This window comes from Pseudomonas sp. D5(2026) (assembly GCF_057766845.1).
On the sequence record NZ_CM173421.1, the window covers coordinates 3,475,325 to 3,492,332 of the forward strand.

Genomic DNA, 17,008 nt, shown 5'->3' on the forward strand with positions numbered 1-17,008 from the left:
CTCCTGAAAGTTGCGTCGATTGGGCCTAGCGGAATTGGGCTAGGAACCGCAGGTCGTTGTCGAAGAACAGACGCAAATCGTTGACGCCATAACGCAGCATGGCCAGGCGCTCGGCACCCATGCCGAAGGCGAAGCCCTGGAACTCTTCTGGGTCGATACCGGACATGCGCAACACGTTCGGGTGCACCATGCCGCAGCCCATCACTTCCAGCCAGCCAGTTTGCTTGCACACGCGGCAGCCATTGCCGGAGCACATCACGCACTGGATATCGACTTCTGCAGACGGCTCGGTGAAGGGGAAGAACGATGGGCGGAAACGGACCGCCAGTTCTTTTTCGAAGAATACGCGCAGGAATTCTTCGATGGTGCCCTTGAGGTCGGCGAAGTTGATATCGCGATCGATCAGCAGGCCTTCGACCTGGTGGAACATCGGCGAGTGGGTGATATCCGAGTCGCAGCGGTATACGCGGCCCGGGCACACAATGCGGATGGGCGGCTGGGTGGACTCCATGGTCCGCACCTGCACCGGCGAGGTGTGGGTACGCAGCAGCATGTTGGCATTGAAGTAGAAGGTGTCGTGCATCGCCCGCGCCGGGTGGTGGCCAGGGATGTTGAGCGCTTCGAAGTTGTGGTAGTCGTCTTCCACCTCTGGGCCTTCGGCAATGCCGTAGCCAATGTGGGTGAAGAACTGCTCGATGCGCTCGAGTGTACGGGTGATCGGGTGCAGGCCACCGGTGGCCTGGCCGCGGCCTGGCAGGGTGACGTCAATGCATTCGGCAGCCAGGCGAGCGCTGAGCTCGGCTTCTTCAAAGGCAGCCTTGCGGGCATTGAGCACAACGGTGACGCGCTCTTTGGCGTCGTTGATCAGCGCGCCGACTTTCGGCCGCTCTTCGGCTGGCAGGTTGCCCAGGGTCTTCATCACCTGGGTCAGCTCGCCCTTCTTGCCGAGATAATTAACCCGGATCTGTTCCAGGGCGTTGATGTCTTCAGCGCGTTCCACGGCCTCTAGGGCTTGGGAGACCAGCGCATCCAGGTTTTCCATGTACAGACTCCAGATACGAAAATAGGGGAAGAGCTTTGAAGGCTCTTCCCCTATCGATGACGTTCAATGCCCGGCAGCGCTAGCACCGCCGGGTGATTGTCGCGGGTACTTAAGCCAGAACGGCTTTAGCTTTCTCGACAATCGCAGCAAACGCCGCTTTTTCGTTCACTGCCAGATCAGCCAGAACCTTACGGTCGATTTCGATCGAAGCCTTTTTCAGGCCAGCAATCAGACGGCTGTAGGACAGACCGTTGGTGCGGGCACCGGCGTTGATACGAGCGATCCACAGTGCGCGGAACTGACGCTTCTTCTGGCGACGGTCGCGGTAGGCGTATTGGCCTGCCTTGATGACCGCTTGCTTGGCTACACGGAATACGCGCGAACGTGCACCGTAGTAACCTTTAGCCAGTTTCAGAATTTTTTTGTGACGCTTACGAGCGATAACGCCGCGCTTAACACGAGCCATGAGTAACTTCCTCTATCTTAACCAGAATTAACGAACGCGCAGCATGCGCTCGACTTTTGCGACGTCGGACGGGTGCAGCAAGCTGGCACCGCGCAGTTGACGCTTACGCTTGGTCGACATTTTGGTCAGGATGTGGCTCTTGAAAGCGTGCTTGTGCTTGAAGCCCGAAGCTGTCTTCAGGAAGCGCTTCGCAGCACCGCTCTTGGTTTTCATTTTTGGCATGTTGGAACTCCGCATTCGATAAAATTACACATAATCATCAGGCCTGCCGTGCCCGGGAGATTACTTCTTTTTCTTGGGGGCGATGACCATCATAAGCTGGCGTCCTTCCATCTTCGGATGCTGCTCAACGGTGCCGTATTCGGCGAGGTCGGCTTCGACCCGCTTCAACAGCTCCATGCCCAGCTCCTGGTGGGCCATCTCACGACCACGGAATCTCAGAGAGATCTTGGCCTTGTCCCCATCGGTAAGGAAACGTACCAGGTTGCGTAGTTTTACCTGGTAATCCCCATCCTCCGTCCCTGGACGAAACTTGATTTCTTTGATCTGGATCTGCTTCTGGTTTTTCTTGGCTTCGTTAGCCTGCTTCTTCTTCTCGAAGAGGTGCTTGCCGTAGTCCATGACCTTGCAGACGGGCGGTACCGCGTCTGCAGAGATTTCTACCAGGTCCAGCTTCGCTTCATCAGCGATACGCAGCGCTTCATCAATCGAGACGATGCCAACCTGCTCGCCGTCTGCGCCAATTAACCGAACCTCGCGGGCCGAGATATTCTCGTTGATCGGGGCCTTCGGTACAGCACGCTTATCGTTTCTCATTTCACGCTTAATAGTCATTACTCCGATTCTTGGCGACCACGCCGGGAAACCGCTTGTGTCAGAAGCTCAACGAATTGGGCGACGGGCATGGAGCCCAGGTCTGCGCCTTCGCGAGTACGCACAGCGACGGTTTGCGTTTCGACTTCGCGGTCCCCTATAACCAAAAGGTACGGGACCTTGAGCAAAGTATGCTCGCGGATTTTAAAGCCGATCTTCTCATTTCTCAAGTCCGACTTGGCACGGAAACCGCTTCCGTTCAGAGATTTCTCAACCTCAAGGGCAAAATCGGCCTGTTTGTCGGTGATATTCATGATCACCGCCTGGGTTGGGGCCAGCCACGCCGGGAACACGCCAGCGTAGTGTTCGATCAGCATGCCGATGAAGCGCTCGAACGAACCAAGGATGGCGCGGTGCAGCATGACCGGGCGAACTCGGCTGTTATCTTCGGCAATATAGCTGGCATCCAGACGCTCTGGCAGGTTCGGGTCGTACTGCAGGGTACCGCACTGCCAGTTACGGCCGAGGCAGTCGCGCAGGGTGAACTCGATTTTAGGGCCGTAGAAGGCGCCCTCGCCAGGCTGGTACTCCCACTCGAGGCCGGATTCGTTCAGGGCGTCGGCCAGCGCGGTTTCAGCACGGTCCCACAACTCTTCGGAACCGACACGCTTGGCCGGGCGAGTGGACAGTTTCATGGCGATGTCGCTGAAACCGAAGTCCTTGTACACGTCCAGGGTCAGCTTGATGAAGTCGGCGGCTTCTTTCTTCACCTGTTCTTCGGTGCAGAAAATGTGCGCGTCGTCCTGTACGAAGCCACGCACGCGCATGATGCCGTGCAGTGCGCCGGACGGCTCGTTACGGTGGCAGGCACCGAACTCGGCCAGACGCAGCGGCAGGTCGCGGTAGCTTTTCAGGCCCTGGTTGAACACCTGCACGTGGCACGGGCAGTTCATCGGTTTTACCGCGTAGTCACGGCTTTCCGACGAAGTGGTGAACATGTTTTCGGCATAGTTGGACCAGTGGCCGGAACGCTCCCACAGGATGCGGTCGACAACCTGCGGGGTCTTGATTTCCTGGTAGCCGTTTTCGCGCTGTACGCCACGCATGTACTGCTCGAGTACCTGGTAGACGGTCCAGCCGTTGGCGTGCCAGAACACCATGCCCGGGGCTTCTTCCTGCAGGTGGAACAGGTCGAGCTGCTTGCCGATCTTGCGGTGGTCGCGTTTTTCGGCTTCTTCGATGCGCTGGATGTACGCAGCCAGCTGCTTCTTGTCAGCCCAGGCCGTGCCGTACACGCGCTGCAGCTGCTCGTTCTTGGCATCGCCACGCCAGTAGGCGCCGGACAGCTTGGTCAGCTTGAATGCCTTGAGGAAGCGGGTGTTCGGCACGTGCGGGCCACGGCACATGTCGACGTATTCTTCGTGGTAGTACAGGCCCATGGCCTGTTCATCCGGCATGTCTTCGACCAGACGCAGTTTGTAGTCTTCGCCACGAGCCTTGAACACCTCGATGACTTCGGCGCGCGGGGTCATTTTCTTGACCACGTCGTAGTCTTTTTCGATCAGCTCCATCATGCGCTTTTCGATGGCGGCCATGTCTTCTGGCGTGAAGGGGCGCTCATAGGCGATGTCGTAATAGAAGCCTTCGTCAATGACCGGGCCGATCACCATCCTGGCGGTCGGGTACAGCTGCTTCACGGCGTGGCCAACCAGGTGGGCGCACGAGTGACGGATGATCTCCAGTCCCTCTTCATCTTTAGGGGTGATGATCTGCAGGGTGGCGTCGTTGCTGATCAGGTCACACGCATCGACCAGCTTGCCGTCGACTTTGCCGGCAACGGTGGCCTTGGCCAGGCCAGCGCCGATGGAAGCGGCTACTTCAGCTACGGATACGGCGTGATCGAACGAACGTTGACTGCCATCGGGAAGAGTAATAACGGGCATGGCGCCTCCTCTCCTAGTGGTGACCCCTACCAAAGGTCACGTGGGTTGGGATGAGCCAGTACAAGATCCGACCTGCCTTCCGGTAAAAGGAAGCCTGCCCCACAGTGGCAGAAGCCTTTCGGCTTGTCAGGGACGAACCAGAGTGACTGGAAAGAAAAAAGATAGCTGCAGCCGGCAACAGCGCGACCGCAAGCCGGGCATGCTAGCACGCGGGTTGCACCCCAGGCAGAAATATTTGGAAATTGCCCCACAGCGGTGAACTAACGCGGAAAAATACCGCTCAGACTTTGGGAAGCAACCTACTCTTGATGAGACCTTAACCCAAGGAGTAACTGGTGATGCGAGTTCCGTCTCTTCTGGCCCTGACGGCCGCTGGCGCCCTGCTGCTGCCCGTGGCTGCGAACGCCGGCAACTTCCCCCCTGGGAAGGAGGCCGGCTACATGACCCAGTGCACGCAAGTGGCCAGCGGCCAGGGCGTTGACGCTGCCACCGCGAAAAAGCACTGCGAATGCGGCGCGCAAGCCATCAAAAAGAACTTCACCGACGCCGAGATTGCCGACCTCGACAGCAAGGACGGCGTTGACGCCAAGCTGATGCAGAGGGCGCAGATGGTGGTGAAACAGGCCTGTGCACCGAAGAGCTGAAACCTTAAAGTCAGCGACGACCAGCCATTCTTTGAGCTGGATCAATATCCTGCGAAGGTAAAAGGCGCTAGATGCGCAGAATTAGACTATGATGTATCCCGTGCTCCGTAGCCTCGGCCGCATTGCACCACTGAAAAAACTAAATGTTCTGGAGATTCACCCATGTCCAATCGCCAACAAGGCACCGTCAAATGGTTCAATGATGAGAAAGGCTACGGCTTCATCACCCCAGCAGGCGGCGGCGACGACCTGTTCGTACACTTCAAAGCCATCGAATCTGACGGCTTCAAGAGCCTGAAAGAAGGCCAGACTGTTTCCTTCGTCGCCGAACGCGGCCAGAAGGGCATGCAGGCTGCACAGGTTCGTCCGGAGTAATTCGGATAGCTGTAAAAAAACCCGCCCTTGTGGCGGGTTTTTTTATGGGTGATTGCATCATCTGAGTGGGGCGGGATTGCCTGCAAAACAGACTTTAGGGTGAACGGCACGGGCTTCGCCCGTGTTCGCGGGCGAACCCGCCCCTACAGGCGACTGCGCAGGCTTTTCACATTTTGCGCAAGGCAGTTGCCCCCGCGTGCATCAACCGCAGTTGACGCGGGTTACCCTGCCCTGCTCGTCCACGTTCAGGTTCAGGCGCTCGGAGCGGTACTCCAGGGTGACCACATCGTGCGGCTTGAGAATGCGCGCCATCTGCGAGCCGCTGGCCTTGCGTGCCTGCTCCAGCAATTCGGCGCTGGCCTGCTTGCCCATGGCAAAGTCGGCACCACTGGCTTCGCAGCGGCCATCGTTGCCCACTGGCGCGGCCGGCGCAGCACCGCCATCAGCATTGCCACCAGTGCTGCAACCCGCCAGGACAGCAGCCACAGCCAGAGTTGCCAGGTAAGCACGGGTACGGAACATGAAGCCTCCTAAATCGGTCCGGGAACTGCCTGATCCGACAGCTCCGCTCATCATTTGTTGCAAAACCGGTCAAGTCTGCCTGAACTGTAGCAGCAAGACGAAAAGCAATCGTGACCGGATTTTGCACAACGTGCTGTGTTTGCCATATGCTTAGCTCGCACGGTCACCGGCGCAAAGCCATGATTTGCTGCAAGAAGTGGAGCGCATCCCGCCTCCATCGAACACCAGGGCCAGGTGTTCCTCTTCGTTCCGGGCCCCCAGCGAGAGCTTTTCATGAGCACCCACAGCATCGATGCCGATATCAAGGTCAAATGGGCCGAGGGCCAGAGTGCGTACAGCCCTGGCACACCGGAAGAGTTGCTGTTGATCGCCATCGACCTGTTGGTGCGCGATAACGGCGCCGAGGCGGCACGCAGCTTCATCGACCAGGTGTTCGAGCGCTACGCGCCGCACGCGGCTATTCCAATCGCGCCAGGCGGGCACTGAGCAGGTCGAACAGCCCCTGGGCATCACCCTGCTCCACCCACAGCACATTCGCTGGCTGCTTGAGCACGCCGTACCAGTCCGCAATTGTCTGGCCGAAAGTGGGCCCTTCGCGGCTGTCGATGCTCATGTGGATGCGCCGACCACTGAAAAGCTCGGGTTTTAACAGGTAAGCGATGACACTGGCGTCATGCACAGGGCCGCCGGGCATGCCGTACAGGTCCATGTCGTGGGTAATGTAGGCATTGAGGATGTCCACCACGCGCTTGCTGGCCTGGTTGTTCACGGCTGCCAGTTGCGTCAGGCGGGCGTTACTGGTCAGCAGCTTGTGGGTGACGTCCAGCGGCAGGTAGGTCAGCTGCACGCCGCTGGCCAGCACCACTTCGGCGGCATGCGGGTCGGCGTAGAGGTTGAACTCCGCCACCGGGGTGATGTTGCCACCATTGAAATGGGCTCCCCCCATGACCACCACCTCTTTGATGCCTTTGACGATGCCTGGGCGCTGGATCAGCGCCAGGGCCAGGTTGGTCTGCGGGCCAAGCATGGCGACGGTGATGCTGTGCGGTTTGGCTGCGCCGAGGGTATCGACCAGGTATTGCACGGCATTGCCCTGGGCCAGGGGGGCTTTCGGCTCGTGCACCTGGACACCGGTGAGGCCTTCTTCACCATGAACATCGGCGGCATAGATCGGCGTGCGCACCAATGGGCGGCCGGCACCGGCGTACACCGGGATGTCTTCGCGCCCGGCCCATTCGCGGGCCAGGCGGGCATTGCGCGAGGTCTTGTCCAGGCGCACGTTGCCGGCCACTGTGGTGATGGCGCGGATATTGAGCTCTTTGGGCGAAGCCATGGCCAGAAACAGCGCAACCACATCGTCGGCGCCGGGATCGGTGTCAATGATCAGGTCGATGGGGGCGGCCTGGAGGGTCGAGGCTGTGGCCATGAAGACGATTCCTTGTAGCAGGGACTTGAGCATGGGTGGCACTCCTGTTGCCTATGAATTATTCGTTTGCCCCCCCGGTGTCTTTTGTGGAACCGGCTAAAAGGTGACGCCGGAGATGAGGGCGATGTTGCTGTAGGGCTGACACTCGCCTGTACGCACCACTGCACGAGCACTACGCGACAGCACTTTGAAATCCTCATGGGCCAGCCACTCGCGCTTGCCCAGCTTGCCCTTCAATCGCTCGATTTCGACCAGCGCGGGTGGCACCACTTTTTGCATTTCTTCAGCCAGCACGTGCCGCTCAACCTGCAATTCGCTCAGCACCACCCGCAGCACGCTTGCGAAGTCCGGCAGGCCAGGCGTAATGGCCAGGTCGATAAATTCCACCCCCGGCGGCACCGGCAGCCCGGCATCGCCGATCACCAGGATGTCGCCATGCCCCATGCCGGCAATGACCCGCGACAGGGCAACGTTCAACAGTGGGGTTTTCTTCATGGCGTCAGCTCCGCCAAGTAGGGAATCGATGGCTGGGCACCGGCACGGGTAACCGACAATGCTGCGGCCCGCTGACCAAAGATGATCGCCTCACCCTCCTCCAACCCACGTACCAGGCCGGCAGCAAAGCCGCCAATGAAGGTATCGCCGGCAGCGGTGGTGTCCAGCGGCTGCACGTGCGGTGCAGGATAGTGCTGATGGCCTTGGGCGGTAACCAGCAAGGCACCTTGCGCACCCAAGGTGATGATCACTTTGCCTGCCCCCAGCTGCAGCAAGCACTCGCCGGCGCGCCGGGCACTGTCCTGATCGGTCACCGCCACACCGGTCAAGGCTTCGGCTTCGCTTTCGTTAGGGGTAAGGTAATCGATATGCGCAAACCAGTCCGCTGGCAAGGGGCCGGTAGCAGGCGCCGGGTTCAGGATGACCTGCTTGCCCAGTTCACGCGCCCTGGCCAGCGTGCAAGCCACAGTGTCAGTCGGCACTTCCAGCTGGCAGATGACCACCTCGGCGGCCTGCAGCAGTGCATCGAAGCGCAGCACCGACTGCGGCGTCAGCAGGCCGTTGGCGCCGGGAACGATGACAATACAGTTCTGGCTGGCGGCATCCACCGTGATCAGCGCCACACCGCTGGACACGCCTGGGCAGGTGCTGACGCCCTGACAGTCGACCCCCTCGACATACAAGGCCCGGTGCAGTTGCCGACCGTAATCATCATCCCCAACATTGCCGATCATCGCCACGCTGCCGCCCAGCCGCGCAGCCGCCACGGCCTGGTTGGCACCCTTGCCGCCCGGCACCGTGAAAAAGCTATCGCCGGGGAGTGTTTCGCCGGCCCGTGGCAGGCGCCGGGCGCGGGCCACCAGGTCCATATTGAGGCTGCCGACCACCACAACCTTGGCATTCATGACATTTCCTTAGCGTTAGCGGTAATCATTGAACAGGTCCGGGCGCGGCCCGGTGGACTCACGCAAGACGATACGCGGGGCGACAATGCGCTGCTCTGCCGCGCCCTGCCGAGGTGTAGCGATACGCGTCAGCAGCAACGAGGCAGCGCTCTCGCCCAGCTCGCGAATCGACTGGCCCACGGTGGTCAGCGGCGGGTACACGTAGCGGCTCAGTTCGATGTCGTCGAAGCCGATCACCGACAGCTCGCCGGGTACGCTGATATTGCGTTCGGCTGCAGCACGCAGCACACCAAAGCCGATCATGTCGTTGCCGGCAAAAATCGCCGAGGGCCGTTTGCCTTCCAGCACCTGCGCCGCCGCCGCATGGCCACCCGGGCTGGTGAAGTCGCAGTGCAGTACACGGCTGCCCAGCACAGGCGCCCCGGCTTCGGCCATGGCACGGCGGAAGCCGCTCAGGCGCAGCTGGGTAACCCCGGTTTCGGCGGGGCCGCCGATATAGGCAACATCGCGATGGCCAAGCCCCAGCAAGTGCTGGGTGGCCAGGTACGCCCCCTGCTCGTGGTCAATGCGCACCAGGTCAGCATCGACGCCTTCCAGTTCACGGTCGACGATGACCATTGGCGTGCGCACACTGGCCAGGCTTTGCAGCAGGTCGTCGTCCTGGCCCACCGAGGCCACCACCAGGCCGTCGATGCGTTTTTCCAGCAGCACGCGCAGGTAGCTGCGCTGCTTCTGCGGGTTGTCGTCGGAGTTGCACAGGATCACGCAATAGCCGTTGCGCTCGCAGGCGTCTTCGATACCCCGCGCCAGCTCGGCGAAGTACGGGTTGACGCTGTTGGGCACCAACAGGCCGATGGTGGCCGTGCTACGCGCCTTCAGCGAACGCGCCACCGCGCTGGGCACGTAATCCAGCTCAATGATGGCGGCTTCCACTTTCAGCCGCACCTGTTCGCTAACCGGCCGGGTCTTGTTGAGTACATGAGACACGGTGGTGTACGAAATACCCGCCAGTGCCGCGACGTCTTTGATGGTTGCCATGTTGTCAGTTCCGCCGGCCTGCACGCCGGCTACGGTAAGTGTCGAGCACCACGGCGATGACGATCACCGCCCCGGTGATGATGCGTTTGGTCGGCTCGCTGGCACCGATCTGCGCCAGCCCGGCGGCCAATACGGAAATGATCAGTACGCCAAAGAAGGTGCTGATGACCGAGCCACGCCCACCCATCAGGCTAGTGCCGCCGATCACGACGGCAGCAATGACCTGCAGCTCCAGGCCAGAGCCAGCATTGGGGTCGGCCGCTTCCAGGCGCGAGATCTGGAACAGCGCGGCCAGGCCGGCGAACAGGCCCATCAGGGCGAACACCAGCACTTTGTAGGGGCGCGGATCGATACCGGCCAGGCGCACGGCCTCTTCGTTGGTGCCGATACCGATCAGGTAACGACCGAACACCGTACGCGTCAGGACCAACTGGGCGAGCACGATCACCAACAAGGCGATGATGAACGCCGGCGAAACACCAAAGGCGACCGGGTTGGAGAACCAGGCATAGGCGTCGCCGATATAGGCGGTGCGCGAGTCGGTGAACTGGTAGGCCAGGCCACGGGCCATCTCCAGCACACCAAGCGAAACGATGAACGACGGGATGCGCCAGGCCACGGTGACGCCACCGGTAATGCTGCCGGCCAATGCGGCCACAGCCATGCCCAGCAGCGCCGAGGGCAGCACGCCCCAGCCCCAGCCGAGTATCGCCACGCTAACCGTCGAGGCGGCCAGCGCCAGCACCGAACCCACCGACAGGTCGATGCCGCCGATGATCAGCACAAAGGTCATGCCCACCGCCAGCACCATCAGGTCCGGGATCTGGTTGGCCAGCGTGCTGAAGGTGCCATACGACCAGAAGTGGCTGCTGAGGAACGAGAACAGCACGATCATCGCCAGCAAGGCGCCAGCCAGGCCCAGGTAGGTGCCCAGGCCAAAGTACGTACCGCTGCGGCGCATGGGGGCGGCGCCCTGGTTGTTTAGCGGGGTGGTTTTCATGCATCCATCCTGGGGGCTGCATCATGCAGCAGTGCGTCACGTTTCTGATAACCGGCGAAGGCGGCGGCAAGCAACTGGTCCTGGCTCCAATGATCACGCGCGAAGGTGTCGATCAGGCGGCCGGCGGACAGCACGGCGATGCGGTCGCAAATCAGCATCAGTTCGCGCAGGTCACTGGACACCACCACCAAGGCCTTGCCTTGACGCGCCAGCTCGGCCAGCAGGCCATAGATGTCGAACTTGGCGCCCACATCGATGCCACGCGTGGGTTCGTCGAACAGCAGCACCTGGCAATCGCGCTCCAGCCAGCGGCCAATTACCACCTTCTGCTGGTTACCGCCAGACAGCTCGCCCACCACTTGCTGCGCGCCAGCACTGCGAATGCGCATGGCCTGGATCTGGCGTTCGGCCAAGGCCTTTTCCGCTTCGCTATCGAGCACACCGGCGCGCGATACCGCGCCCAGGTTGCCCAACGCAATGTTGGCGCTGATCGACTGCGTCAACAGCAGGCCCTCGCCTTTGCGGTCTTCGGTTATCAGCGCGATGCCGGCCCGCACTGCAGCCTTGGGCGAGTCGATGTTTACCGCCTGCGGCGGTTGGCCCAACGCGATACAGCCGCTGTCGGCGCGATCGGCACCGTAGATCAGGCGCAACAGCTCGGTACGGCCGGCGCCGATCAGACCGGAGATGCCAAAAATTTCCCCTGCCCTGACTTCGAACGACACCTCGCGCACCTTGTCGCCGCGGCACAACTTGTCAACCTTGAGCAGCGGTGCACCTATCTGCCGCCGGCCCAGGTCGATATGCTCGCCCAGCTCGCGGCCGACCATCAGGTTGACCAGTTCGGCGCTGCTGTAGCGCTGGATCGGCTCGTCGCACACCAGTTTGCCATCGCGCAGTACAACGATGCGTTGCGCCACGCGCTGCAACTCTTCCAGGCGATGCGAGATATAAACGATGGCCACGCCACGCGCACGCAGGCGCTCGATCTGGGTGAACAGCAACTCCACCTCGCGCGCAGTGAGCATGGCCGTGGGTTCGTCCAGGATCAGTACATGGCAGTCACCGATCAGGTTGCGGGCAATCTCGACCATCTGCTGATGGCCGATGCCCAGCTCGCCGACCGGGGTGTCCGGGTCGATGGCGTCGAGCCCGACCCGGGCCATGGCGGCCATTGCCAGTTGGCGCAGGCGCTTGTGGCTGATCCAGCCAAAGCGGCTGGGCAAGTTGTCGAGAAACAGGTTCTCCGCCACAGTCAGCGTCGGCAGCAGGTTCAACTCCTGCATGACCATGCGCACACCTAGGCGTTCGGCCTCACTGCGACTGCCGGGCGCGTAGGCCTGGCCGCGGTAGGTCATGTGCCCGGTGGTGGGCAGCTCCAGGCCACCGATGAGCTTGGACAACGTGCTCTTGCCAGCGCCGTTCTCGCCGGTCAGGGCCAGCACTTCACCGGCGCGCAGGTTCAGGCTGACCTCGCCGAGCACGGGCTGGGCGTAGGTCTTGCCCAGGCCGCTGGCGGCGAGCACCACTTCATTGGCCGATGCAGGCATGGCCGATTCTCCTGGCAGCATCAGGGCTTCTTGGTGATGAGTTCGACCGGGGTCTGGATGACGTTGTCGGCATCCACATCAGGCTTTTCGCCCTTGACCATTTTCAGCGCCGCCTGAATGCCGTACACCGCCTGCTGGCTGGCGGCCTGGTCGAGGGTGGCAAGCACGCGACCGTCTGCAAGCATTGGCTTGATGGCATTGATGTTGTCATAGCCCACCACTTGCACCTGGCCGGTCTTGCCAGCGGCACGCACGGCGGACACAGCGCCCAGGGCCATGCTGTCGTTGCCAGCCAGCAAGGCCTTCAGGTCAGGGTATTCGTTGAGCATGGAGGCAGCGACGGCGTTGCCTTTGTCGATCTCCCAATTGCCGCTTTGCACCGAGACGATGTTCATCTGCGCGGCATTCATGGCGTCCTTGAAACCGGCGGTGCGCTGCTGGGCATTGGTGGTAGTCGGCACCCCTTCGATAATGCCCACCTGGTCACCGGCCTTGAGCTTCTGGCTGGCCAGGTAATCGCCAACCAGACGCGCGCCCTTGCGGTTGTCGGGGCCGACGAAAGGAACGCTGATGCCTTTGCTCTTGAGCAGATCAGGGTCCAGACGGTTGTCGATATTGATCACCACCACCCCCTGGTCCATGGCCTTCTTCACCGCCGACACAAGTGCCTTCGAGTCAGCCGGAGCAATGACCAGGGCCTTGGCGCCGGCATTGACCATCTGCTCGACGATGCGGATCTGCTCGCCAGTGTCGGTTTCGTTCTTGATGCCGTTGGCGATCAGGTCGAACTCGTCGGCATGGCTCTTCTGGTAGTCCTTGGCGCCGTCTTCCATGGTGCGGAAGAATTCGTTGGCCAGCGACTTCATGACAAGGGCGACTTTGGGCTTGTCTTCGGCGTGGGCAGCAGACAATGGCAAGGCGAGGCTAAGCGAGGAAATGACAGCGAGGGCCAGCAGACGACCGGGGAACGGCAGCTTCATGGACGATGACTCCGAATCTTGTGTTTTTTATCGGATCGCAAACGTTTGCGTTGACCAACTATGGTAACAGGACCGTTGTTTGTCAAATCCGTTTGGCTATCGGAGGCCAGAGTGCTGCTGAGGCCGATTATGCAGGCTTTTCCGAAAAACCGAACGCCTTTTCCTTTTTTTGTTCGGAATTACGAATGAAATCCCCCTTTCTCAGCCGTAGCGCTTGGTAATGAAAGGGTCGCGCAGCGGCCCCGGGTTCGGTGCAACACCACCCATTGCCGGGGCTGCCAAGCAGCCCATTGCAACGCACGGCCGCTCCCACCCAGGCAGCGCGTGGTGCCTTGGTACGAAAAGTGCCTGTAGCCGAGCGCGACTCAATAACTATCTCACTAGGAAGCGAGAACAATAACGATGAATGCCGCACTGAAAACCTTCGCCCCCAGCGCACTCGCCCTGCTGCTGATCCTGCCAACCAGCGCCTCGGCCAAGGAAGCCGAAACCCAACAAAAGCTGGCCAACGTGGTCATCCTCGCCACCGGCGGCACCATTGCCGGCGCCGGTGCCAGCGCTGCCAACAGCGCCACTTACCAGGCTGCCAAGCTGGGCGTCGACAAGCTCATCGCCGGCGTGCCAGAACTGGCCGACATCGCCAACGTACGCGGCGAACAAGTGATGCAGATCGCCTCCGAGAGCATCAGCAATGACGACCTGCTGAAACTGGGCAAGCGCGTCGCCGAGCTGGCCGAAAGCAAGGACGTCGACGGTATCGTCATCACCCACGGCACCGACACCCTCGAAGAAACCGCCTACTTCCTCAACCTGGTAGAGAAGACCGACAAGCCAATCGTGGTGGTCGGCTCGATGCGCCCGGGTACCGCCATGTCCGCCGACGGCATGCTCAACCTGTACAACGCCGTGGCCGTAGCCAGCGACAAACAGTCGCGTGGCAAAGGCGTGCTGGTGACCATGAACGACGAGATCCAGTCCGGCCGCGACGTGAGCAAGGCGGTCAACATCAAGACCGAAGCCTTCAAGAGCGCCTGGGGCCCGATGGGCATGGTAGTGGAAGGCAAATCGTACTGGTTCCGCCTGCCGGCCAAGCGCCATACGGTCAATTCCGAGTTCGACATCAAGCAGATCAGCAGCCTGCCGCAGGTGGACATTGCCTATGGCTATGGCAACGTCACCGACACCGCCTACAAGGCGCTGGCGCAGAACGGCGCCAAGGCGCTGATCCATGCCGGTACCGGCAACGGTTCGGTATCGTCGCGGGTAGTCCCGGCGCTGCAGGAACTGCGCAAGAACGGCGTGCAGATCATCCGCTCGTCGCATGTCAACCAGGGTGGTTTCGTACTGCGCAACGCCGAACAGCCGGATGACAAAAACGACTGGGTCGTGGCTCACGACCTGAACCCGCAGAAGGCGCGGATCCTGGCGATGGTGGCAATGACCAAGACCCAGGACAGCAAGGAGCTGCAGCGCATCTTCTGGGAATACTGAGTGCTCCCCCCTCAGTGCCGGTGCGCCGGCTCTGAGGGCCTCAATGCCCTCTCCTGAACCGCACAGACACTGAGGGTAAAAAACCGGCGACATCGCTTACCTTTCTGACCTGCCTGATGGTTTACAGGCCAACGCTGGATTTCTCCTGACAAGCTGTTGCGAATTTACTTACAGTGAAATACTGTACGTGCATACAGCAAAAACAAGGAAATTCCTGTGTCCAGCACCGCCTCCGCCACCCCGAGCAGCTATGAACAGCTGGGTGTACGCATCCAGAAGATCATCAACAGCCCCACCGCCCAGCGCAGCCGCGCGGCGCTGATCTTCCGCCTGGAACAGGAAAGCCCGGATGACTGGGAAACCCTGCTTCAGGAGATTGCCGAGAACGACAACGTCACCCTCGCCCACCGTGACGATGGCGGCGTGCAGATTTTCTGGACCGTACCAAAGGAAGACTGACTGCGCATGAGAGTTTCGCTTTTCGCAGCCGCTTGCCTGTTACTGACCACTCCGTTTGCTCAAGCCGACGCCCCGCGCACCTTCCAGGAGGCCAAGAAGGTCGCCTGGAAGCTCTATGCACCGCAATCGACCGAGTTCTATTGCGGGTGCAAATACAAGGGCAACAAGGTCGACCTGGCGTCATGCGGCTATACCCCACGCAAGAATGCCCGGCGCGCCTCGCGCATCGAATGGGAACACATCGTACCCGCCTGGCAGATCGGCCATCAGCGCCAATGCTGGCAGAGTGGCGGGCGCAAGCAGTGCTCGCAGCATGACGAAGTGTACAAACGCGCCGAAGCCGACCTGCACAACCTGGTGCCAAGCATCGGTGAGGTCAACGGCGACCGCAGCAACTTCAGTTTCGGCTGGCTGCCGGAGCAACGCGGCCAATATGGCCGCTGCCTGACCCAGGTCGATTTCAAGGCCAGGAAAGTGATGCCGCGCCCATCGATCCGCGGCATGATCGCCCGCACCTACTTCTACATGAGCAAGCAGTACAACCTGCGTCTGTCCAAACAGGACCGCCAGTTGTTCGAAGCCTGGAACAAGACCTACCCGCCGCAAGCCTGGGAGCGGCAACGCAACCAACAGGTCGCCTGCGTGATGGGGCGGGGAAACGCGTTCGTGGGGCCGGTCAACCTCAAGGCGTGCGGTTGACCCTTAAGCCAGCGCTTGCAAGTAGGCGCTGGCTTCCCGGTAACGAGCCAGCCGCGCCAGGTCGGCAGGGCCCGGGCAGGGGATGCGCGAGAGGTCACTATTGTCGGCCAGATCGGCCAGCTTGACGGTGCGCGCCAACGGATCACCGCCCAGTCGCACTACGAAATCCTGGTAAGGTTCGCCCTCGCGGCGGCTAAGCGCCAGCAACGCGGCCAGGATTTTCAGCGCGAAGCCCTCACGCGCCAGGTCGGACAGGGTCAGCGGGGTGTCTTCGATCACATCGTGAAGCACCGCCACAATCCGCTGTTCAGGTGTGGAAACCCGCATCATCACGCGTAACGGGTGGAGGATATAAGCCGCCCCACCCTTATCGTATTGCCCTTCATGCGCCCTGGCGGCCACGGCAATGGCCCGCTCCAGTGTAGACATGAGGCCCTCCCCGTTTGGCAGCTACCCACCCAAGCATAGCCAAACTTGTGTGAAAGGCGCCTGACACAAGCCTTGGCGGCGGCGCCTCTGCCCAGGCTTAGGCTCTGAAGGAAAAGCCTTGATACTTGTTTATGCCGCGTTGAAAACAGGCCCTAGCGTGATGCGCCGTGCTGGATGACCACTGAATCGGTACCCAGCTTGGCCATCACTTCGTCCCTGCGCGCTTGCGCCTCTTCGCGGGTGGGGAACGGCCCCAGCAGCACCACCGGCTTGCCGTCGCGGTACTCCACCGAAGACGGGATGCCCTTTTCGATCAGGCGCGCCGTCATGTCGCTGAGCGCCCCCATGTTGGCGCCCTGCACCACTTCCACATCCCAACCCTGGGGCGCCGGCTGGCCTGCCAGGGCCTCGGCACGCCGCTGCAGATCGGCGCCGCCGCAAAGCTCGCGGATACGCAGGTTATTGCCGGTATCGTCGACGATGATGTCGTATTGGCCATCGCGCTTGATCGCCACGTAGCTGCGGTAGGCTTCGTACTGCCCGGCATCGTCCTTGCCGCGGACCTGACCGCAGATGGTGCCCTGGGTGTCGATCCGCACGTTGCCGAACTTGGCGGTCTTGGGGTTGTGCAGGTGTTCGGCCACCTGCTTGTGCACGCCTTCGACCTCGTTCTCACAGCCCGCCAGGGCGAGCACTGCCATTACCACAGCCAGTTTGCGCACGCGTGTACC

General features: G+C 61.2%; 21 protein-coding genes. 6 read left to right on the forward strand and 15 right to left on the reverse strand.

Features of this window, described 5'->3' with window-relative positions; genetic code table 11:
* Nucleotides 1–25 precede the first annotated feature (25 nt).
* The 5 genes from pheS to thrS form a co-directional block, all read right to left on the reverse strand.
* Nucleotides 26–1,042 carry a phenylalanine--tRNA ligase subunit alpha gene (gene pheS, locus AC3B5Q_RS16075; protein ID WP_003250674.1) on the reverse strand — a complete coding sequence of 339 codons (1,017 nt, stop codon included), beginning with the start codon at nucleotides 1,040–1,042 and terminating at the stop codon, nucleotides 26–28.
* A 109-nt stretch (nucleotides 1,043–1,151) separates the two neighbouring features.
* Nucleotides 1,152–1,508, reverse strand: a complete 357-nt coding sequence (gene rplT / locus AC3B5Q_RS16080) for a 50S ribosomal protein L20 (RefSeq protein ID WP_003250671.1) — start codon at nucleotides 1,506–1,508, stop codon at nucleotides 1,152–1,154.
* A 27-nt stretch (nucleotides 1,509–1,535) separates the two neighbouring features.
* Entirely contained in the window at nucleotides 1,536–1,730 is a 195-nt protein-coding gene (rpmI, locus tag AC3B5Q_RS16085; protein WP_003250667.1) for a 50S ribosomal protein L35, read from the reverse strand.
* A 60-nt stretch (nucleotides 1,731–1,790) separates the two neighbouring features.
* Nucleotides 1,791–2,342, reverse strand: coding sequence for a translation initiation factor IF-3 (gene infC, locus AC3B5Q_RS16090; protein ID WP_012052879.1), 552 nt, complete (start codon nucleotides 2,340–2,342; stop codon nucleotides 1,791–1,793).
* A complete protein-coding gene (gene thrS, locus AC3B5Q_RS16095; RefSeq protein WP_021782770.1) occupies nucleotides 2,342–4,264 on the reverse strand; it encodes a threonine--tRNA ligase in 1,923 nt (640 codons plus the stop codon). The genes infC and thrS overlap by 1 nt, the downstream gene beginning before the upstream one ends.
* A 338-nt stretch (nucleotides 4,265–4,602) precedes the next feature.
* On the opposite strand from thrS, the gene AC3B5Q_RS16100 reads away from it, so the two are divergent.
* On the forward strand, nucleotides 4,603–4,908 hold the full coding sequence (locus AC3B5Q_RS16100) for a hypothetical protein (protein WP_021782771.1): 306 nt from the start codon (nucleotides 4,603–4,605) through the stop codon (nucleotides 4,906–4,908).
* Nucleotides 4,909–5,070: 162 nt separating this feature from the next.
* Entirely contained in the window at nucleotides 5,071–5,283 is a 213-nt protein-coding gene (locus AC3B5Q_RS16105; protein WP_003250656.1) for a cold-shock protein, read from the forward strand.
* 201 nt (nucleotides 5,284–5,484) lie between these two features.
* Here the strand turns inward: AC3B5Q_RS16105 and AC3B5Q_RS16110 are convergent, their stop codons facing one another.
* Nucleotides 5,485–5,805 carry an I78 family peptidase inhibitor gene (locus AC3B5Q_RS16110; protein ID WP_014591556.1) on the reverse strand — a complete coding sequence of 107 codons (321 nt, stop codon included), beginning with the start codon at nucleotides 5,803–5,805 and terminating at the stop codon, nucleotides 5,485–5,487.
* Nucleotides 5,806–6,078: 273 nt separating this feature from the next.
* Here AC3B5Q_RS16110 and AC3B5Q_RS16115 point away from each other — a divergent pair, with 273 nt between their 5' ends.
* A complete protein-coding gene (locus AC3B5Q_RS16115; RefSeq protein WP_021782772.1) occupies nucleotides 6,079–6,291 on the forward strand; it encodes a hypothetical protein in 213 nt (70 codons plus the stop codon).
* Here AC3B5Q_RS16115 and AC3B5Q_RS16120 read toward each other — a convergent pair.
* The 7 genes from AC3B5Q_RS16120 to AC3B5Q_RS16150 all read right to left on the reverse strand — a co-directional run bounded on the left by AC3B5Q_RS16120 (nucleotide 6,263) and on the right by AC3B5Q_RS16150 (nucleotide 13,199).
* Nucleotides 6,263–7,264 (reverse strand): nucleoside hydrolase, encoded by a 1,002-nt coding sequence (locus AC3B5Q_RS16120; RefSeq protein ID WP_021782773.1) that lies wholly within the window; start codon nucleotides 7,262–7,264, stop codon nucleotides 6,263–6,265. The two genes, AC3B5Q_RS16115 and AC3B5Q_RS16120, sit on opposite strands and share 29 nt — an antisense overlap.
* 63 nt (nucleotides 7,265–7,327) lie before the next feature.
* A complete protein-coding gene (gene rbsD, locus AC3B5Q_RS16125; protein ID WP_021782774.1) occupies nucleotides 7,328–7,726 on the reverse strand; it encodes a D-ribose pyranase in 399 nt (132 codons plus the stop codon).
* Entirely contained in the window at nucleotides 7,723–8,631 is a 909-nt protein-coding gene (rbsK, locus tag AC3B5Q_RS16130) for a ribokinase (RefSeq protein ID WP_021782775.1), read from the reverse strand. The genes rbsD and rbsK overlap by 4 nt, the downstream gene beginning before the upstream one ends.
* Before the next feature lie 15 nt (nucleotides 8,632–8,646).
* Nucleotides 8,647–9,669 (reverse strand): LacI family DNA-binding transcriptional regulator, encoded by a 1,023-nt coding sequence (locus tag AC3B5Q_RS16135; protein WP_021782776.1) that lies wholly within the window; start codon nucleotides 9,667–9,669, stop codon nucleotides 8,647–8,649.
* 4 nt (nucleotides 9,670–9,673) lie between these two features.
* Nucleotides 9,674–10,669: an ABC transporter permease gene (locus tag AC3B5Q_RS16140; protein ID WP_488392672.1), complete on the reverse strand. Its 996-nt coding sequence runs from the start codon at nucleotides 10,667–10,669 to the stop codon at nucleotides 9,674–9,676.
* Nucleotides 10,666–12,219, reverse strand: a complete 1,554-nt coding sequence (locus AC3B5Q_RS16145; RefSeq protein ID WP_021782778.1) for a sugar ABC transporter ATP-binding protein — start codon at nucleotides 12,217–12,219, stop codon at nucleotides 10,666–10,668. The genes AC3B5Q_RS16140 and AC3B5Q_RS16145 overlap by 4 nt, the downstream gene beginning before the upstream one ends.
* Before the next feature lie 20 nt (nucleotides 12,220–12,239).
* Nucleotides 12,240–13,199, reverse strand: coding sequence for a sugar ABC transporter substrate-binding protein (locus AC3B5Q_RS16150; protein ID WP_021782779.1), 960 nt, complete (start codon nucleotides 13,197–13,199; stop codon nucleotides 12,240–12,242).
* A 402-nt stretch (nucleotides 13,200–13,601) separates the two neighbouring features.
* On the opposite strand from AC3B5Q_RS16150, the gene AC3B5Q_RS16155 reads away from it, so the two are divergent.
* The 3 genes from AC3B5Q_RS16155 to AC3B5Q_RS16165 all read left to right on the forward strand — a co-directional run bounded on the left by AC3B5Q_RS16155 (nucleotide 13,602) and on the right by AC3B5Q_RS16165 (nucleotide 15,848).
* Nucleotides 13,602–14,690, forward strand: coding sequence for an asparaginase (locus AC3B5Q_RS16155; protein ID WP_021782780.1), 1,089 nt, complete (start codon nucleotides 13,602–13,604; stop codon nucleotides 14,688–14,690).
* Between the two features lie 216 nt (nucleotides 14,691–14,906).
* Nucleotides 14,907–15,149, forward strand: coding sequence for a DUF1654 domain-containing protein (locus AC3B5Q_RS16160; RefSeq protein WP_004574330.1), 243 nt, complete (start codon nucleotides 14,907–14,909; stop codon nucleotides 15,147–15,149).
* A gap of 6 nt (nucleotides 15,150–15,155) precedes the next feature.
* Nucleotides 15,156–15,848: an endonuclease gene (locus AC3B5Q_RS16165; RefSeq protein ID WP_021782781.1), complete on the forward strand. Its 693-nt coding sequence runs from the start codon at nucleotides 15,156–15,158 to the stop codon at nucleotides 15,846–15,848.
* Between the two features lie 3 nt (nucleotides 15,849–15,851).
* On the opposite strand, the gene AC3B5Q_RS16170 is transcribed toward AC3B5Q_RS16165, so the two are convergent.
* Together AC3B5Q_RS16170 and AC3B5Q_RS16175 are read right to left on the reverse strand one after the other, a co-directional pair.
* Nucleotides 15,852–16,277, reverse strand: a complete 426-nt coding sequence (locus AC3B5Q_RS16170; RefSeq protein WP_103469207.1) for a GTP pyrophosphokinase — start codon at nucleotides 16,275–16,277, stop codon at nucleotides 15,852–15,854.
* Nucleotides 16,278–16,429: 152 nt separating this feature from the next.
* Nucleotides 16,430–16,999, reverse strand: a complete 570-nt coding sequence (locus AC3B5Q_RS16175) for an SPOR domain-containing protein (RefSeq protein ID WP_021782783.1) — start codon at nucleotides 16,997–16,999, stop codon at nucleotides 16,430–16,432.
* Nucleotides 17,000–17,008: the final 9 nt, after the last annotated feature.

What these genes read in the sequence shown, in the direction of transcription:
- AC3B5Q_RS16155 (WP_021782780.1), top strand. Translation starts at nt 13,602, where the DNA reads ATGAATGCCGCACTGAAAACCTTCGCCCCCAGCGCACTCGCCCTGCTG.
- AC3B5Q_RS16135 (WP_021782776.1), bottom strand. Translation starts at nt 9,669, where the DNA reads ATGGCAACCATCAAAGACGTCGCGGCACTGGCGGGTATTTCGTACACC.
- rpmI (WP_003250667.1), bottom strand. Translation starts at nt 1,730, where the DNA reads ATGCCAAAAATGAAAACCAAGAGCGGTGCTGCGAAGCGCTTCCTGAAG.
- infC (WP_012052879.1), bottom strand. Translation starts at nt 2,342, where the DNA reads ATGACTATTAAGCGTGAAATGAGAAACGATAAGCGTGCTGTACCGAAG.
- AC3B5Q_RS16115 (WP_021782772.1), top strand. Translation starts at nt 6,079, where the DNA reads ATGAGCACCCACAGCATCGATGCCGATATCAAGGTCAAATGGGCCGAG.
- rbsD (WP_021782774.1), bottom strand. Translation starts at nt 7,726, where the DNA reads ATGAAGAAAACCCCACTGTTGAACGTTGCCCTGTCGCGGGTCATTGCC.
- AC3B5Q_RS16120 (WP_021782773.1), bottom strand. Translation starts at nt 7,264, where the DNA reads ATGCTCAAGTCCCTGCTACAAGGAATCGTCTTCATGGCCACAGCCTCG.
- thrS (WP_021782770.1), bottom strand. Translation starts at nt 4,264, where the DNA reads ATGCCCGTTATTACTCTTCCCGATGGCAGTCAACGTTCGTTCGATCAC.
- AC3B5Q_RS16110 (WP_014591556.1), bottom strand. Translation starts at nt 5,805, where the DNA reads ATGTTCCGTACCCGTGCTTACCTGGCAACTCTGGCTGTGGCTGCTGTC.
- AC3B5Q_RS16170 (WP_103469207.1), bottom strand. Translation starts at nt 16,277, where the DNA reads ATGTCTACACTGGAGCGGGCCATTGCCGTGGCCGCCAGGGCGCATGAA.
- pheS (WP_003250674.1), bottom strand. Translation starts at nt 1,042, where the DNA reads ATGGAAAACCTGGATGCGCTGGTCTCCCAAGCCCTAGAGGCCGTGGAA.
- rplT (WP_003250671.1), bottom strand. Translation starts at nt 1,508, where the DNA reads ATGGCTCGTGTTAAGCGCGGCGTTATCGCTCGTAAGCGTCACAAAAAA.
- AC3B5Q_RS16140 (WP_488392672.1), bottom strand. Translation starts at nt 10,669, where the DNA reads ATGAAAACCACCCCGCTAAACAACCAGGGCGCCGCCCCCATGCGCCGC.
- rbsK (WP_021782775.1), bottom strand. Translation starts at nt 8,631, where the DNA reads ATGAATGCCAAGGTTGTGGTGGTCGGCAGCCTCAATATGGACCTGGTG.
- AC3B5Q_RS16145 (WP_021782778.1), bottom strand. Translation starts at nt 12,219, where the DNA reads ATGCCTGCATCGGCCAATGAAGTGGTGCTCGCCGCCAGCGGCCTGGGC.
- AC3B5Q_RS16150 (WP_021782779.1), bottom strand. Translation starts at nt 13,199, where the DNA reads ATGAAGCTGCCGTTCCCCGGTCGTCTGCTGGCCCTCGCTGTCATTTCC.
- AC3B5Q_RS16100 (WP_021782771.1), top strand. Translation starts at nt 4,603, where the DNA reads ATGCGAGTTCCGTCTCTTCTGGCCCTGACGGCCGCTGGCGCCCTGCTG.
- AC3B5Q_RS16165 (WP_021782781.1), top strand. Translation starts at nt 15,156, where the DNA reads ATGAGAGTTTCGCTTTTCGCAGCCGCTTGCCTGTTACTGACCACTCCG.
- AC3B5Q_RS16105 (WP_003250656.1), top strand. Translation starts at nt 5,071, where the DNA reads ATGTCCAATCGCCAACAAGGCACCGTCAAATGGTTCAATGATGAGAAA.